18 protein-coding genes and 1 tRNA gene are annotated in these 15,218 nt (G+C 43.0%); 9 read left to right on the top strand and 10 right to left on the bottom strand.

Going from position 1 to position 15,218, the window contains the following annotated elements:
- Window positions 1–314 precede the first annotated feature (314 nt).
- Together rlmD and H9625_RS07195 are read left to right on the top strand one after the other, a co-directional pair.
- Window positions 315–1,739 carry a 23S rRNA (uracil(1939)-C(5))-methyltransferase RlmD gene (gene rlmD, locus H9625_RS07200; protein WP_022040111.1) on the top strand — a complete coding sequence of 475 codons (1,425 nt, stop codon included), beginning with the start codon at window positions 315–317 and terminating at the stop codon, window positions 1,737–1,739.
- A gap of 12 nt (window positions 1,740–1,751) precedes the next feature.
- A complete protein-coding gene (locus H9625_RS07195; protein WP_087407154.1) occupies window positions 1,752–2,675 on the top strand; it encodes an RluA family pseudouridine synthase in 924 nt (307 codons plus the stop codon).
- Window positions 2,676–2,758: 83 nt separating this feature from the next.
- Here the strand turns inward: H9625_RS07195 and H9625_RS07190 are convergent, their stop codons facing one another.
- The 6 genes from H9625_RS07190 to H9625_RS07165 all read right to left on the bottom strand — a co-directional run bounded on the left by H9625_RS07190 (window position 2,759) and on the right by H9625_RS07165 (window position 7,099).
- On the bottom strand, window positions 2,759–2,929 hold the full coding sequence (locus H9625_RS07190; protein WP_158098033.1) for a hypothetical protein: 171 nt from the start codon (window positions 2,927–2,929) through the stop codon (window positions 2,759–2,761).
- Between the two features lie 60 nt (window positions 2,930–2,989).
- Window positions 2,990–3,826 carry an ATPase gene (locus H9625_RS07185; RefSeq protein WP_191763657.1) on the bottom strand — a complete coding sequence of 279 codons (837 nt, stop codon included), beginning with the start codon at window positions 3,824–3,826 and terminating at the stop codon, window positions 2,990–2,992.
- 223 nt (window positions 3,827–4,049) lie between these two features.
- On the bottom strand, window positions 4,050–4,220 hold the full coding sequence (locus H9625_RS07180; RefSeq protein ID WP_191763655.1) for a hypothetical protein: 171 nt from the start codon (window positions 4,218–4,220) through the stop codon (window positions 4,050–4,052).
- Window positions 4,221–4,271: 51 nt separating this feature from the next.
- Window positions 4,272–4,868, bottom strand: coding sequence for an FKBP-type peptidyl-prolyl cis-trans isomerase (locus H9625_RS07175; protein WP_022040108.1), 597 nt, complete (start codon window positions 4,866–4,868; stop codon window positions 4,272–4,274).
- Window positions 4,869–5,113: 245 nt separating this feature from the next.
- Window positions 5,114–5,188 (bottom strand) — tRNA-Pro (locus H9625_RS07170).
- A gap of 288 nt (window positions 5,189–5,476) precedes the next feature.
- Window positions 5,477–7,099: an ABC-F family ATP-binding cassette domain-containing protein gene (locus tag H9625_RS07165; protein ID WP_087208120.1), complete on the bottom strand. Its 1,623-nt coding sequence runs from the start codon at window positions 7,097–7,099 to the stop codon at window positions 5,477–5,479.
- Between the two features lie 184 nt (window positions 7,100–7,283).
- Here H9625_RS07165 and H9625_RS07160 point away from each other — a divergent pair, with 184 nt between their 5' ends.
- The 5 genes from H9625_RS07160 (at window position 7,284) to yihA (ending at window position 11,248) form a co-directional block, all read left to right on the top strand.
- A complete protein-coding gene (locus H9625_RS07160; RefSeq protein WP_191763653.1) occupies window positions 7,284–7,883 on the top strand; it encodes a nucleotide exchange factor GrpE in 600 nt (199 codons plus the stop codon).
- A gap of 20 nt (window positions 7,884–7,903) precedes the next feature.
- Window positions 7,904–9,076 (top strand): molecular chaperone DnaJ, encoded by a 1,173-nt coding sequence (dnaJ, locus tag H9625_RS07155; protein ID WP_191763651.1) that lies wholly within the window; start codon window positions 7,904–7,906, stop codon window positions 9,074–9,076.
- An 82-nt stretch (window positions 9,077–9,158) separates the two neighbouring features.
- Window positions 9,159–9,323, top strand: a complete 165-nt coding sequence (locus tag H9625_RS07150) for a hypothetical protein (protein WP_158098037.1) — start codon at window positions 9,159–9,161, stop codon at window positions 9,321–9,323.
- Between the two features lie 64 nt (window positions 9,324–9,387).
- On the top strand, window positions 9,388–10,620 hold the full coding sequence (locus H9625_RS07145) for a CobW family GTP-binding protein (RefSeq protein WP_191763649.1): 1,233 nt from the start codon (window positions 9,388–9,390) through the stop codon (window positions 10,618–10,620).
- A 28-nt stretch (window positions 10,621–10,648) separates the two neighbouring features.
- The gene (gene yihA / locus H9625_RS07140; RefSeq protein WP_087398297.1) at window positions 10,649–11,248 is read left to right on the top strand and encodes a ribosome biogenesis GTP-binding protein YihA/YsxC; all 600 of its coding nucleotides are present in this window, start codon (window positions 10,649–10,651) and stop codon (window positions 11,246–11,248) included.
- A 109-nt stretch (window positions 11,249–11,357) separates the two neighbouring features.
- On the opposite strand, the gene H9625_RS07135 is transcribed toward yihA, so the two are convergent.
- From H9625_RS07135 to H9625_RS07120, 4 genes are all read right to left on the bottom strand, one after another.
- Complete coding sequence (locus tag H9625_RS07135) at window positions 11,358–11,990, bottom strand: outer membrane beta-barrel protein (RefSeq protein WP_087208129.1); 633 nt, start codon at window positions 11,988–11,990, stop codon at window positions 11,358–11,360.
- A gap of 17 nt (window positions 11,991–12,007) precedes the next feature.
- On the bottom strand, window positions 12,008–12,649 hold the full coding sequence (locus H9625_RS07130; protein ID WP_022039415.1) for a DUF4136 domain-containing protein: 642 nt from the start codon (window positions 12,647–12,649) through the stop codon (window positions 12,008–12,010).
- 74 nt (window positions 12,650–12,723) lie between these two features.
- On the bottom strand, window positions 12,724–13,284 hold the full coding sequence (locus H9625_RS07125; protein ID WP_022039414.1) for a DUF4251 domain-containing protein: 561 nt from the start codon (window positions 13,282–13,284) through the stop codon (window positions 12,724–12,726).
- A gap of 213 nt (window positions 13,285–13,497) precedes the next feature.
- Window positions 13,498–14,058 carry a DUF4251 domain-containing protein gene (locus tag H9625_RS07120; RefSeq protein ID WP_022039414.1) on the bottom strand — a complete coding sequence of 187 codons (561 nt, stop codon included), beginning with the start codon at window positions 14,056–14,058 and terminating at the stop codon, window positions 13,498–13,500.
- Between the two features lie 170 nt (window positions 14,059–14,228).
- Between H9625_RS07120 and H9625_RS07115 the strand changes: the two genes are divergently transcribed.
- Both H9625_RS07115 and H9625_RS07110 read left to right on the top strand, forming a co-directional pair.
- A complete protein-coding gene (locus tag H9625_RS07115) occupies window positions 14,229–14,882 on the top strand; it encodes a YbjN domain-containing protein (RefSeq protein WP_162608568.1) in 654 nt (217 codons plus the stop codon).
- A 52-nt stretch (window positions 14,883–14,934) separates the two neighbouring features.
- A complete protein-coding gene (locus tag H9625_RS07110; protein WP_191763647.1) occupies window positions 14,935–15,195 on the top strand; it encodes a hypothetical protein in 261 nt (86 codons plus the stop codon).
- Window positions 15,196–15,218: the final 23 nt, after the last annotated feature.

Below are 15,218 nucleotides of genomic sequence, written 5' to 3'. Positions count from 1 at the left end.
ATTAATAATCTTCTGCTTGTAAGATTAATAATCTTCTGCTTGTAAGATTAATAATCTTGCGGCCTGAAGATTAATAATCTTGCAACGTATGCACCTATATGCGCTTGCCTCCGCACCTGTATCCGCGGGCTTCCGCAACCGGCTGCGTCTCGCAATGATACCATCCGGGAAGGCGGTTGTCAAGAGTTTGGGGGAAATTATGCAGGGATGTGAAAAATAAATGCGGATAAATTCGGACTTCCTTTAAAATCTTTCCGGAATATGAAGGAAAATGCTTACCTTTGCACGCAAACTTGATTTATTAGAAAAACGACGTGACAAGAAAGAAGAAAGAACTTCCTTTACTGGAAAAGGTAACGATAACGGATGTGGCGGCAGAGGGAAAAGCTGTTGCCAAGGTGAATGATTTGGTCATCTTTGTGCCATACGTAGTGCCGGGCGATGTTGTCGATTTGCAAGTCAAGCGGAAGAAAAACCATTATGCGGAAGCTGTAGCCGTAAAGTTGCACGAAAAGTCTCCGATGCGTGTAGAGCCGTTTTGCGAGCATTACGGTGTGTGTGGCGGATGCAAGTGGCAATGTCTGGCGTATGCCGACCAGATTCGGTACAAGCAAAAGCAAGTGTATGACAACCTGACCCGCATCGGGAAAATCGAATTGCCGGAAATCAGCCCCATCATCGGTTCGGAAAAGACGATGTATTATCGCAATAAGCTGGAATTCACATTCTCGAACAAGCGTTGGCTGACCGAAGAAGAAGTGAAGCAGGATGTGAAATACGAGCAGATGAATGCAGTGGGTTTTCATATCCCCGGTGCGTTCGACAAAGTACTTGCCATCGAGAAATGCTGGCTCCAGGATGATATTTCCAATCAAATCCGCAACGCTATCCGCGACTATGCGTACGAACATCAGTATGCTTTTTTCAACCTGCGCACGCAAGAAGGCATGTTGCGCAATATGATGGTACGCACTTCTTCTACCGGAGAGTTGATGGTCTTGTTGCAATGCAAGATTGTGAATGACGAGGAATTGGAGAAAATGAAGGAACTCCTTCAATTTGTAGCGGACAAGTTCCCTCAAATCACCTCCTTATTATATGTGGTCAATAACAAATGCAACGATACAATCGGCGATTTGGATGTATGCGTATTCAAAGGGAAAGACCATATTTTCGAAGAGATGGAAGGGCTTCGGTTCAAGGTAGGTCCCAAGTCATTCTATCAGACCAATTCAGAACAAGCTTATAATTTATATAAGGTAGCCCGTGACTTTGCCGGATTAACGGGCAATGAGCTGGTATATGATTTGTATACCGGAACCGGAACCATCGCTAATTTCGTTTCCCGTCAGGCTAAAAAGGTAATAGGAATCGAATATGTGCCCGAAGCGATAGAGGATGCCAAAGTCAATTCAGAATTGAACGGCATAAAGAATACCTTGTTTTATGCAGGCGATATGAAAGATATCCTGACCGAAGATTTTATCCGCACGCATGGACGGCCCGATGTGATCATTACCGACCCGCCTCGGGCAGGCATGCATGGCGATGTCATTCAGGTGATATTGGCGGCAGAACCGGAACGCATCGTTTATGTGAGTTGCAATCCGGCTACACAAGCCCGCGATTTGCAGTTACTCGATGTGAAATATAAAGTAAAGGCAGTCCAGCCGGTAGATATGTTTCCACATACGCATCATGTGGAAAATGTGGTATTGTTAGAAAAGAAAATTCATTAAAAAATAATAGACGTGGCAATAAAAGACTTTAAGACAAACAAGCCTATTAAGGCGCATGCTACTTCGAAATATACAACTTACCGGGTAACCGAACCTGCCGGATTGATGGAATTCCTGATGAAGAAAATGGCAGGAATAAGCCGCACACGGGTTAAAGCTTTATTGACTAACCGGGTGGTATTGGTGGACAATACGATTCAGACGCTTTACAATTATCCGTTGCAACCGGGCATGTGTGTGCAAATCAGCCGGGAAAAGCACAAACACGAATTCCATCATCCGATGCTGAAGATTTTGTATGAAGATGCATACATCATCGTTGTCGAAAAAAAAGAAGGATTACTCTCGGTTGCTACAGAACGTCAAAAAGAGCGGACGGCACAACATATATTAAATGAGTATGTAAAACGGATTCATAAAGGGAACCGGATTTATGTCGTCCACCGTCTGGATAGGGAAACATCAGGTATTATGATGTATGCCAAAGATGAAAAAACGCAGCATACATTACGTGATAACTGGCACGACCTTGTGCGCGACCGCCGCTATGTAGCAATTGTACAAGGAGAGATGGAACAAGATGAAGGCACGGTATGTTCTTGGCTTACCGACCGTAAGCTATACGTAAGCTCCTCTCCGACAGATGACGGAGGCAAATATTCGGTGACTCATTATCACACCATCAAGCGTGCCAATGGCTTTTCGTTATTGGAATTGCAACTGGAAACGGGGCGGAAAAATCAGATTCGCGTACACATGCAATCATTAGGGCATCCCGTTGTAGGAGACGAACGTTATGGATGCGAAATGAATCCGTTAGAAAGATTGGCTCTTCATGCCTTTAAATTGTGTTTTTACCATCCAGTAACACACGAATGGATGGAGTTTGAGACCCCATACCCCACTCCTTTCAAGACATTGATGCTAAGAAGATAAGAAAGAACTGTTTTCGAGGATGTTTTCTCGATTTTATGAGAATGATAGCGGGCTATCCAACGAATACAATTTGCAAAATAAACCTAAGAAGCTGTTTTGAATTTCTCCAAAAAGTTTTTCTTGGCTTGATGTATCCTTTTTCGTGTGTGCTTTGGGCGATTTTTTGGTCCTTTTCGCTCCTGTTCTTCGTCAGATAGCCCGCTATCTTCCTCATCACAGAAGCGAAAATGCCTCAAAAACTCATCCCAAATCATCACACGATAAATTCAAAACAGCTTCTAAGCAAAGTTTAAACAGCTTCTAAAAACAGTTTCTCAGGAGGAATGATATTCCACCAACTTTTTGATAGGGTTTTGTAGAAATGTGCCGGTGCACAAGCCGCAACAGGCAGCTGCTTCCTCTATCTCAGCACGGAAATGCCAGGCTATAGAGCCTACAAACGAAACAGGCAGGCGTCTGGAGTAAAGCAGAACGTTACGCCGGAAGAACTCTCCGAAATGTTGAAGTAGGAAAGTATGCACCTCCGGGTCGTTTTTGTGCGCATGGATAAACGGTGCAAGACTTGCCAGAAAGCGGTTGGCCTGAGGATGACGATACACGCGTTCAATGATACCTTGCGGGTCGAGGCGCAACGTGTCCAACAAGGCATCGCGAAGCTTCAGGGGAAGTTGGCTCTTAAGGCAATCTGCTACAAAATGCTTGCCCAAGTAAGCCCCGCTTCCTTCATCGCCCAGAATATAACCTAAAGGGGAAATATTTTGGGTGATACGCTCTCCATCGTACAAGCACGAGTTAGAGCCGGTACCCAAAATACAAGCAATGCCCGGACGGTGTTGACACAAAGCGCGTGCAGCTCCCAACAAATCCGTTTCTACCTCAATGTGCGCCTTAGGGAAAAGGTCTTGCAGCGCTTCGGTGACAGGAGCCGATACGGATGGCAGACATCCGGCACCATAGAAGAAAATACCCGTACATGTATCTGCAAGTACTGTGCATCGGGGTACCAACTGGTCTTCGAGAATATGGCGGATATATTCAGCAGACTGATGGAACGGATTGATACCTTCGGTCTGCACTTGCATGTAAGCCCCACCGATGGTATCATAACACCAGTCAGTCTTCGTTGCTCCACTGTCGGCTATCAGAATCATTTGAGTTTTTAAGTTTTTGAGTTTTTAAGTTTTTTGAGTTTGTCAGCACACAGGCACTCACAGATTTTCATTTTCTCCTTTTGTCATGCTGAGTGCCTATTTCCTGCGGAAAACCCATTCGATTATGACAAATTGTAAATTCGTCATTGGTAGCATCGGCAAAGAATCTCGTGGACATCATGTGTATGCATCCGGAATGCTTCACTTCGTCCAGCATGACAAATTAAGAAGCTGTTTTGAATTTCTCCAAAAAGTTTTTCTTGTCTTGATGTATACGTTTTCGTGTGTGCTTTGGGCGATTTTTTGGTCTTTTTCGCTCCTGTTCTTCGTCAGATAGCCCGCTATCTTCCTCATCACAAAAGCGAAAATGCCTCAAAAACTCATCCCAAATCATCGCACGATAAATTCAAAACAGCTTCTAATTTGTGGTGAAACTCAAAAACTATTAATGACAATGTCCGCATCCGCCTCCACAACACCCATCTTCATCGTGGTGATGATGCCCTTCTTCACCGCATCCTCCGCCACAACCTTCGCAATGTCCTCCGCATCCTCCGCTCATGGCGTTCACGATTTCTTCGATTTCTTTATTCGTGGCAGGACGCATCTCAATAATCTTACCCTCGAACATCAGGTCTTTACCGGCGTGAGGATGGTTCAAGTCGATTACTACCTTATCATCGGTAATTTCGCCCACGTTGGCATAGAAGCGATGCCCTTCGTTGTCGTTCAGCATGATGATATTGCCCGGATAAATATTCTCGCTATCAAAATTCCCATCGGGATCGCAGAACATCGCCTTCGATACCTGGCGCACATTATCCTCATCACGCTCGCCGTATGCTTCGGCACAAGGGATGGTGAAACTGAAGTCGGCCCCCTTTTCCAAGGCAGTGATTTCTTTTTCGAAACGGTCAAGCGTATATCCGATTCCAGAAATAAACTGGAACGGATGTGCGGCAGGTGCTTCTTCGATAAGTTCTTTTTCTCCGCCGTTCATTGCGTAAAGGCGGTATGATACAGTGATGTATTTATTTTCCATGTCTAATATAAATATATTTATTGCGGCACAAAGATAATACAAAAAAGTGAGATACAGAGAAACCGTTCTGAATTTCTCAATGGCATCGCTGCAACCTTCTATGAAGATTGTGATGAAATTCTGATTCAGAAACTCTAAATCTACATGAAGTTACAGAGAAAAACATTTATGAACAAATATTCAATTTTTCTACAGACATTTACCAAATAAAAAAGTCCTGATTTCCAACGAAATCAGGACTCAAGTCGGGGTAGCGGGATTCGAACCCACGACCCCCTGCTCCCAAAGCAGGTGCGCTAACCGGACTGCGCTACACCCCGAATGGTCATTTTTTCAAAACCGATGCAAAGGTAATGGTTTATTTTGTAACCTGCAAATTTTTGGCAATCTTTTTTTCCCAAAAGCAAACACATCTATTTTTTTGGCATCTATTTTTTTAAGGCATCTAACTTTTGATGGACTTTATCTGCCTTTCCGCTTCTGTTATTTGCCAAACAATCCGCTATCTTCCTCATCACAGCCTCTCCCAGCCTCCTCATAAAGGAAGGTCGGGAGAGACTCTCAAAAGTCAACCCAAATCAGCGTACGATAAATCCAAAACAGTTTCTTTAATCTTCACCCCCGTACATTCTTGCCCGCATCGCCTTAATATGGTCGGACGCAATATATTCGTCATACTCCATCATCTTGTCAATGATACCGTTTGGCGTAAGCTCAATGATACGGTTCGCCACGGTCTCGATAAACTCATGGTCGTGCGAGGCAAAGAGGATATTTCCTTTATAAATCTTCAGGTTATTGTTAAATGCCTGAATCGACTCCAAGTCAAGATGGTTAGTAGGCGTATCTAATATCAGGCAATTGGCGTTGCGAAGTTGCATACGCGCAATCATGCAACGCATTTTCTCGCCTCCCGAAAGTACATTGACTTTTTTCAACACTTCTTCTCCAGAAAAGAGCATGCGGCCTAAGAAACTTTTCATATACACTTCGTTTCCTTCGCCATATTGGCTTAACCAATCCACCAGATTCAGATCGCTATTAAAATAACTGGTATTATCCAATGGAAGATAGGCTGTGGTAATCGTCACCCCCCAGTTATAATGTCCTGCCTGAGGCTTGCGATTGCCGTTGATAATTTCGAATAAAGCCGTCATTGCACGTGGGTCCCGGCTCAAAAACACAATCTTGTCCCCCTTCTCCACCGTAAAGTTTACATCGTTAAACAACACTGTGCCGTCTTCAGTGGTAGCACGCAACCCTGACACTTCCAGTATCTGGTTTCCCGGTTCACGATCCATAGTAAAGATGATGCCCGGATATTTACGCGAAGAAGGCTTGATTTCGTCCACATTCAGTTTTTCCAGCATTTTCTTACGGCTGGTGGTCTGTTTTGATTTTGCCACATTGGCAGAAAAACGGCGTATAAATTCCTCCAGTTCCTTACGTTTCTCTTCCGCTTTTGCCTTCTGATTCTGCTGTTGGCGTAAAGCAAGCTGACTGGATTCATACCAAAAACTGTAGTTCCCTGCAAAAAGGTTCACTTTCCCGAAATCAATATCTACCGTATGTGTACATACCGAATCAAGAAAGTGGCGGTCGTGACTCACCACCAAAACCGTATGCTCGAAATCGGCCAAATAATTCTCCAGCCATGTCACTGTATCCATATCCAAATCGTTGGTCGGCTCATCAAGCAATAAGTTATCCGGATTACCGAACAAAGCCTGTGCCAGCATCACACGTACCTTTTCTTTTCCACTCAAGTCACCCATCAGAACATAATGCTTGTCTTCCTTAATGCCCAATCCGCTCAATAAAATCGCCGCATCGCTTTCAGCATTCCATCCTTCCAACTCTGCAAATTTCTCCTCCAGTTCAGCTGCCTTCAGCCCATCTTCGTCCGAAAAATCAGCCTTGGCATATAATGCTTCACGCTGCTTCATGATATCCCACAATACCGTATGCCCCATCAGTACCGTGTCGAGTACGGTATGCGTGTCATACTTAAAATGGTCTTGGCTCAATACTGAAAGACGCTCGCCAGGCCCTAAAGTTACACTTCCCTTCGTAGGGTCCAGTTCTCCTGAAATGACTTTCAAAAATGTGGATTTTCCAGCGCCATTGGCACCAATGACACCATAAATATTTCCATTGGTAAACTTGATATTCACATCGTTGTACAACACTCTTTTACCAAATTGAACGGCTACGTTTGAAACTGTTATCATCTTTTTACTATACCTATATTAAACTTATGTGGGCACAAAGATAAGAAAAAAAGGCAAATGAAATACAGAAAGCCTGCCAGTATGGCAAAAATTCATTACTTTTGCACCTGTTTTTCGCATGCCAGCCATTCAGGCACGGATTTTGTAGCGCCATTTTTCAGAACAAACAAAACATTATATAATTATGAGTACAAATAATCATAACGAAGAAGAAATCAAACAAGGCCAGGCCGAACAGCCTTCAGGCGAACAAACTGAGACAACATCTGAAAACAAGCAAGAACCCAATAAGAAAGAAGACGAACAAGAATTGGCCGGTGAAGCAAAATTGCAAAAAGAACTGGAAACAGCCACAAAAACCATCGAGGAGCAAAAAGACAAATACTTGCGTCTGTCTGCCGAATTCGACAACTATCGGAAACGCACGATGAAAGAGAAAGCTGAATTAATCAAGAATGGAGGAGAAAAAACCATCAGTGCCATACTCCCGATTCTTGATGACATGGAGCGTGCCTTGCAAAATGCAGCAAAGACAGAAGATTTGGATGCCATCCGCCAAGGTATCGAATTGATTTCGCAAAAGTTCCACAAAGTGCTGGAGCAAGAAGGACTTCAGAAAATGGAACCAATAGGCGAAGCTTTTGACACAGACTATCACGAGGCTGTCGCATTGGTCCCTGCCCCCAATGAAGAGCAGAAAGGAAAAGTGCTGGACTGTGTACAAACCGGATATAAACTGAACGACAAAGTAATCCGCCACGCGAAAGTTGTTGTTGCACAATAATATAAAAAAGATTTGTTGATATGGCAAAAAGAGACTACTATGAAGTATTAGGGGTCGACAAGTCGGCCTCGGCAGATGAAATAAAGAAAGCCTACCGGAAGAAAGCAATCCAATATCATCCGGACAGAAACCCCGGCGACAAGGAAGCCGAAGAAAAATTTAAAGAAGCAGCAGAAGCGTATGAAGTCCTAAGCAATCCGGACAAACGTGCACGCTATGACCAATACGGCTTTGCAGGCGTAGACGGAGCTGCCGGCGGAGGAGGATTCGGAGGATTCGGCGCAGGCGGAATGTCAATGGATGATATATTCTCTATGTTCGGTGATATCTTCGGCGGACGAGGAGGATTCGGAGGAGTCGGTGGTGGAAGTGCCCAGCCACGCCAACGCCGATACAGAGGTTCCGACTTGCGAGTAAAAGTAAAACTCAGTTTGAAAGAAATTTCTACAGGAGTAGAAAAAAAATTCAAACTGAAAAAATACGTTCAATGTAGTCATTGCCACGGAACTGGAGCTGAAGGCACAGGAGGCGTGGAAACTTGTCCTACCTGTCGCGGAACAGGCAGTGTCACCCGTACCCAGCAAAGCATTTTCGGCATAATGCAGACCCAGTCTGTGTGCCCACAATGTGGAGGTGAAGGCAAAATTATCAAGAACAAATGCAAAGAATGTGACGGAGAAGGCATTGTCTACGGCGAAGAAATCGTAACGGTAAAGATACCGGCAGGCGTAGCCGAAGGTATGCAGGTCACTATCAACGGTAAAGGAAATGCCGGGAAACATAACGGTGTACCGGGTGATTTGCTGGTCTTGATCGAAGAAGAAAAACATCCCGAACTAATCCGTGATGAAAGCGACCTCATCTACAACCTCTTGCTAAGCGTGCCTACAGCGGCATTGGGAGGCACGGTAGAAATCCCCACTATCGATGGCAAGGCAAAAATCAAAATAGAGCCAGGCACTCAACCGGGTAAAGTTTTACGCCTGCGAGGCAAAGGGCTCCCTACAATTAACAGTTACGGATACAATACAGGTACGGGAGACTTACTGGTAAATGTCAGTGTATATATTCCTGAAAAGCTGAACAAAGAAGAACGCCAAGCGTTGGAAAAATGGCAGGAATCGGAAAGTTTCAAGCCCAACATGACCTTGAAAGAAAAAATATTCAAGAAATTCAGAAGCTTATTCGAATAAATACGCTTTTGCTGATACCATCACAGCACCCACAGACGACACAGTCTTTTCAATTGAGAAACTGTTGTGAATTTATCGTGCGATGATTTGGGATGAGTTTTTGAGACATTTCTGCTTCTATGATGAGGAAGATTGCGGTCTGTCTGACGAAGAAAGAAGCGGAAAAGACAAAAAACGCCCAAAGCACACACGAAGACGAATACATCAAGCCAAAAAACTTTTTGTAGAATTCCCGAACAGTTTCTGAAAATTATTTTCTGTGTAGCCTGTGTGGCTTGCGTTCAAAATACCGTTATTAATCCTCATCTCATATGAAACCAAAAGAAATTCCGGTGCTGCTCCTTACCGGCTATCTGGGCAGCGGAAAAACCACTTTAGTAAACCGAATCCTTTCCAACAAACGGGGTATCAAATTTGCCGTCATTGTAAATGATTTAGGCGAAATAAACATTGATGCTGACCTGATTCAAAAAGGAGGTGTCGTAAATCAAAAAGATGACAGCCTGGTATCCTTGCAAAACGGATGTATCTGTTGCACACTAAAGACCAATCTGATAGAACAGTTGTTTGAGCTGATGAAAAGCCAGCGATTCGACTATATCGTCATTGAGGCTAGTGGCATTTGTGAGCCGGAACCCATCGCACAAACCATCTGTTCCATACCTTCACTAGGTGGTGCCTATGCAAAATATGGCATTTGCCGGCTGGATTGCATCGTAACGGTAGTAGATGCCATGCGTATGCAAGACGAATTTGCCTGTGGAGATAACCTGACACGCAAAAACATTGACGAAGAAGATATTGAAAACCTGATTATCCAACAAATCGAATTTTGCAATATCATCCTGCTCAACAAAGCTTCTGAAGTAAAACCCGAAGAATTAAACCGTATCAAACAAATAATCCGTACAATTCAGCCTGCTGCCGAAATCATCGAATGCGACTATGGGAATGCAGACCTCGATAAGTTGCTAAATACACAGATGTTTAATTTCGAACGTGTGGCAACATCTGCCGGATGGATTCGGGGTATTGAAAAAGCTGCGACCGAAGAAGAAGAACGCGAAGCTCACCTACAAGCTGCCGAAGGACATCACCACGATGAAGACGGACTTCACGAAGAAGAAAATCATCACCATCACGAGCATCACCACCACGATGAGGGTGAAGCAGAAGAATACGGTATCTGCACATTCGTGTATTACCGTCGCCCTGCCTTCGACATTCATAAGTTAGACCGCTACATCGCTACCAAATGGCCGAAAAACATCATCCGTGCGAAAGGGGTATGCTACTTCAGCCATAACCGCGACATGTCTTATCTTTTCGAACAGGCAGGAAGACAAAAGCAACTGCACGAAGCAGGCTTATGGTATGCCACCGCACCCGAAGAAGACTTGGTCAAACTGATGGTGCAAGAGCCTGGGTTAATGCGTGACTGGGATGAAAAGTATGGAGACCGCATGATAAAACTCGTTTTCATCGGGCAACATCTCGATAAAGCACAAATCACACATGATTTGGATGAGTGTCTGGAATATTAACATCTCTAACACAATCAATAAAAACAATATGGAAATAACAAGTGCCAAATTCGTTGTCAGTAATTCGCGGGCGGATATGTGTCCGGATGGAAATCTGCCCGAGTATGCTTTTATCGGACGCTCCAACGTAGGCAAGTCCAGCCTCATCAATATGCTGACCAATCACTCTAAGTTGGCTATGACTTCGTCTACTCCCGGAAAGACATTACTCATTAATCATTTTCTCATCAACAATTCGTGGTACCTGGTTGATTTGCCTGGGTATGGCTATGCACAGCGAGGGAAGAAGGTAATGGAAAATATCAAGAACCTCATCCAACATTACGTATTGGAACGAATACAGATGACATGCCTGTTTGTACTGGTTGACAGCCGGCTTGAACCTCAAAAGATAGACTTACAATTCATTGAGTGGCTGGGTGAGAACAGCGTGCCTTTTGCGCTTGTATTTACCAAATCCGACAAACAAAGTGCCGGAAAGACTAAGCAAAATGTAGAACGTTTTCTTGATACCTTGAAAGAGCAATGGGAAGAACTCCCCCCCTATTTCATTACTTCATCCGAAAAAAAGACAGGAAGACAAGAATTGCTGGATTACATCGAATCAGTCAATCGCACATTACAATAAGTCCCAAGTCATGTCATTTTGTCAGGAATCAATTAAACACATAAAAGGTCATCCCTAAAAATTTTGAGATGACCCTTTATGTGAAATCAAGACCTTTTAAAAGAACCTTTTAAAAAATCACACCCAACCGGAAACCGGCATTATTCTGTCCATCAATATCTTCACTGGCTAAGGTTTCCGCTTTATTGGTCATATAACTATAATAACCTGCTATGTGAAAACCTAAACGATGACCTTTAAATGGGAAAATGCGCAAACCGATTTCAGGCGAAGCATAAAATCCCCATGGATTATCATACACCCCTCCTGTACCATAATAGGTGGTATAACGTGTATATGCTGCTCCCAGTTTCACACCTACATAAGGCTTAACTACCTTACCATTATATATACTATACGAAGTTGTAAGTCCAAAAGGTAACTGATAAGCCGAACGTTGCTGGTCAGTCGTCAGCGATTCAGTAGGGGAAAGTTGTAAAGTTTGCCTGCCTACATACCTATGATTGGTGTGGAAATTTATAAAGCCTCCTATCGCCCAACGTGGAGCCACATTATAAGTAGCCTCAAAATTCATCCCCCACCCGCTGATTTTATCTGCAAAATCAGTAGAATATGGAGCATTTACCTGCCAGTCGATAGTAAAATGCATTTTACGGGCATCCCATTGAGCATATCCCTTTGCGACTCCACACAGCATTACACAACAAGCTATTGCAAAACTTCTGAATATCATTGTTTTCATAATTTAATCCTCCTTTATTATTTATTGGTACTCAAATAAGCCGACTGACTGAAAGCCTGGTCCACACCATCCAACAACAACTGCATATTCACACGGTTGCTCCCGAACTGGAACCCCGAAGCACTGGCATACCATACTACAGGAATCTGACGCTGATTGTTGTCTGCATCCTGTCCTGTCAAATCCACCATCTCTAAAATCAAGGCTTGCGTGTCATAACTATAACTTACCGGATAAGGATAATACCATCCGCCCCAGCCGGCTCCCCAGTAAAAAGGATCCCACCAGCCTCCCCAATAACCGCCGGAAATGACAGTATTGGTCTGTGACACATACGATAATTGTACACCTACATCAGCATTGCCTTTTTGAGTCGGATCAGTAATACGCTGGTAACCCAAACGGTTCATCTGATTTTCTACTTCACCGACTATAGCCAGTGCATTGTTGTCGGTCCAATACGAAGCATGTATATCACCTGCCTCCAAAATACTATCAGGCAAATAATATGTAACATACTTGCTGAAATCAACGCTATTGTCATGATCGGTATATACTACCAAATCACTGTCCAACTGCCCCATATCCGGGTCTTTCTCACATGCGGCCAAGCTCATTAAAGCAATTATACCGAATGCCATAAACAAATTCTTTTTCATATCTGTCTTTCCATTTAATTAGTCAAATCATAAAAAATGTCACGCCAGTTTCCTGGCCAATCCATCACATTCCATCAAAACGAACGTCCTTTAAATACTGTACTCTTATGCAAAGGTAACAAAACACCATTCAAAGTCAAACGGTTCGAATTAAAATTAGGGAAGATTTCAACCGATGCTTGATTGGAACCTTTCATCATGCCAATTTCCACTCTTGCCGAAATTCCCGCTCCCATTACATTCATGGTCAAACGCAAATTGCCTTTCTTGTCTTCTTTCACTTCATAAGAAGATACCGAACCGTCTACCGTTACACCTCCCAGCCCGTTCGGTCCACTGACTGGAATATTAAAAGCGACCTGTACAACCGCCTTTTCACCATCTACAGATACAAAATTTGTATTCGAATTGACATATGCCATCTGTCCATACTTGAAGACAACTTTGTCGGCTTCTAAAGTAAATGCCTTGTCATTCAAGGCTTGTTTCGCTTCTTCGAAAAGCAAGCTGTCCAATTTGGCTTGCATTTCTTTCTTTTCTTCACGAGTCAATTCACGTTCTGTTTCTTGGGCTTGAAGCACACCAGTGCTTAAAAATGCCACACAAATGACTAAAGTTGATAAAATCTTTTTCATAATCAATCTCTCCTTTTTGTTTAATGTTTGTCTATACTACCAAATCACTGTCCAACTGCCCCATATCCGGGTCTTTCTCGCATGCGGCCAAGCTCATTAAAGCAATTATACCGAATGCCATAAACAAATTCTTTTTCATATCTGTCTTTCCATTTAATTAGTCAAATCATAAAAAATGTCACGCCAGTTTCCTGGCCAATCCATCACATTCCATCAAAACGAACGTCCTTTAAATACTGTACTCTTATGCAAAGGTAACAAAACACCATTCAAAGTCAAACGGTTCGAATTAAAATTAGGGAAGATTTCAACCGATGCTTGATTGGAACCTTTCATCATGCCAATTTCCACTCTTGCCGAAATTCCCGCTCCCATTACATTCATGGTCAAACGCAAATTGCCTTTCTTGTCTTCTTTCACTTCATAAGAAGATACCGAACCGTCTACCGTTACACCTCCCAGCCCGTTCGGTCCACTGACTGGAATATTAAAAGCGACCTGTACAACCGCCTTTTCACCATCTACAGATACAAAATTTGTATTCGAATTGACATATGCCATCTGTCCATACTTGAAGACAACTTTGTCGGCTTCTAAAGTAAATGCCTTGTCATTCAAGGCTTGTTTCGCTTCTTCGAAAAGCAAGCTGTCCAATTTGGCTTGCATTTCTTTCTTTTCTTCACGAGTCAATTCACGTTCTGTTTCTTGGGCTTGAAGCACACCAGTGCTTAAAAATGCCACACAAATGACTAAAGTTGATAAAATCTTTTTCATAATCAATCTCTCCTTTTTTGTTTAATGTTTGTCTATAAAACAAACTCAAAGTCCTTTTACTGCGGAATATTAGATTAAAAAAATATAAAAGGAAGCAGAAGCTTAATCTATATCAAGATTATTCGTATCTTTAAGTGTATAAATCTTAAAACTCCATCATTATGAACAACATTTCAGATATCACCATACTGGTAGCCGTCATTGCCCTTGCCCTTTGGCCAATTGTATTGTTCTTGATTCGCATCATACACGAACGAAAAAAACGGCTGGAACATCTGGAACAAATGACCAAGGACGAACTAGATGAAATCAGTACAAAACAATTGGTAGTCAGCACCTTGAAAAAGATAGGATGCCAACCCGAGGAAAACGAGGAAGGACACATCGCCTTCAAGTATCAGGGAGACGATTTCTACATTGCCGCAGAAGAAGAAAACCGTTTCATCATGATATGGAATCCATGGTGGGGCTCTATCAATACCGACAACGAAGCCTTCCCTGTATTGAAAGAAATAATCAACCTGGTCAATGTCAATTCGCTGGTCACTACCGTTTACATGGCAGATGAGGACGGGAAAACCGTAGGACTGCATTCGCGTTGCCATACATACTTTTCACCCAACGAAGGAGAACTGGAAGAACACCTGAAAATGTTGCTCGACTTTTTCTTCGACACACACAACGCCATCAAAGAAAACCTGAACCAACTGGGTAATGCTACCGTAGCTGAAGAAGAGAAAAAGGAACGGGTTAAAGTAAAAGGATTCGCCGCATACAAGGAAAACACAATGCCCATCGAGACGAAAGCGGAACAAAATGCATAAAAAGCATTTGAAACTGTTTTGAATTTAGAAGCTGTTTTGAATTTATCGTGCGATGATTTGGGATGAGTTTTTGAGGCATTTTCGCTTCTGTGATGAGGAAGATAGCGGGCTATCTGACGAAGAACAGGAGCGGAAAGGACCAAAAAATCGCCCAAAGCACACACGAAAACGGATGCATCAAGCCAAGAAAAACTTTTTGGAGAAATTCAAAACAGCTTCTTATCATGAATCAGGGATGATTTCTTGCAAAGACGCAAAATTTTACGTCTCTACTACGAGGAAGATAGCGGTCTATCTCAAAATAGTTTCTTAACTTTGCGCCACTTAACGAAAAAT

It is taken from the genome of Phocaeicola intestinalis (assembly GCF_014837065.1).
Taxonomy (GTDB): Bacteria; Bacteroidota; Bacteroidia; order Bacteroidales; family Bacteroidaceae; genus Phocaeicola; species Phocaeicola intestinalis.
This window is presented reverse-complemented; position numbering and strand designations above follow the sequence as displayed.